Here is a 1182-nt window from a genome sequence, read left to right on the forward strand (position 1 = left end):
GCGGGGGAGCAACGGTGTTGGAGGTCAAGCCGCAACAGGCGTTTCGAGTCGGAATCTGGCGTTGTCTCGAAGCATGGCGTTGAGGATGGTCAGCAGCTTGCGCATGCAGGCCACCAGAGCGACTTTCGGCTTCTTCCCGGCCGCGCGTAATCGTTGATGGAAGGCGCGGATCGGCGGGTTGAAGCGGACGGCGCTGAGCGTGGCCATGTACAGGGCCTGGCGAGCAACCGCACGGCCGCCCCATACCGCCCGCCGGCCTCGTAACGTGCCGCTGTCCCGGGCCAAGGGCGCGACGCCGACCAGGGCGGCGATCTGCTTGCGGTCCAGCGTCCCCAACTCGGGGACGCAGGCCAGCAGCGTGAAGACCGTCACCTCACCCACGCCTTTCACCTCGGCCAACAGGTCGCGCTTGGCCTGCCAAGCCGGCGACTGCTCGACCGCATCGCGCAGGTGGCCGTCGATCGCGCGCAGATACTGCTGCAGCCACTCGATGTGCTTACGCAGATTGCGCCTGAGGTCCTTGCCGGTCGCCTGGGTCAGCCGGTTCTTCTCCATCACCAACATTTCCATCAACTGGCGGCGCCGCGCCAGCAGCTCGCTGAATGCCTGCAGCGTTTCATCAGGCAACGGCCGTTGCGCCGGGCGCACCCGCTCGGCGAAAAGTGCCAAAAGCCGCGCATCGAGACGGTCGGTCTTGGCGAGCTTTCCACACGCCCGGCCAAAGTCACGGACTTGTCGCGGGTTGACCACCGCGACGGGCAGGCCTGCGGCGCACAGTTCTGCAACGAGGGCACGCTCCAGGCCGCCGGTCGCCTCGAGCACGATCAACTCGGGCGCCGCCTGGCGAAGGCCCTCGACTAGGATGGCGCGGCCGATGGCGTCGTTGTCGACATCAAAGCTGCGGTTTTGGCCACCGACGAACACATCGAGCCGGTGCTTGCCGACATCCACGCCGGCGAACACTCCAGACATCGCTTCCTCCCTTGAACATTGCTTTCGATTTCCCACCTTCCCAGCCTTGCTGAAACGGGCTCGAGGCCCAGGCAACGGTTCGGGATATGAGCAGGACCCGATGCCGACCCAAGCTCCCCCACGATCTGATCGATCAAAGGTCGGACGGTCTGGCACGGGGCGATCCGAAAAATGCCAACTCCCGGACCGCAAAAGCAACTTACAAGGTCG

1 protein-coding gene is annotated in these 1182 nt (G+C 65.2%); it reads right to left on the bottom strand.

The window, feature by feature from the left end; translation table 11 throughout:
• Positions 1 to 24 precede the first annotated feature (24 nt).
• Positions 25 to 972: an IS110 family transposase gene (locus ABE487_RS17175; protein WP_346446060.1), complete on the bottom strand. Its 948-nt coding sequence runs from the start codon at positions 970 to 972 to the stop codon at positions 25 to 27.
• Positions 973 to 1182: the final 210 nt, after the last annotated feature.

Source organism: Luteimonas sp. TWI596 (assembly GCF_039674105.1).
Lineage (GTDB): Bacteria > Pseudomonadota > Gammaproteobacteria > Xanthomonadales > Xanthomonadaceae > Luteimonas.

What these genes read in the sequence shown, in the direction of transcription:
- ABE487_RS17175 (WP_346446060.1), bottom strand. Translation starts at nt 972, where the DNA reads ATGTCTGGAGTGTTCGCCGGCGTGGATGTCGGCAAGCACCGGCTCGAT.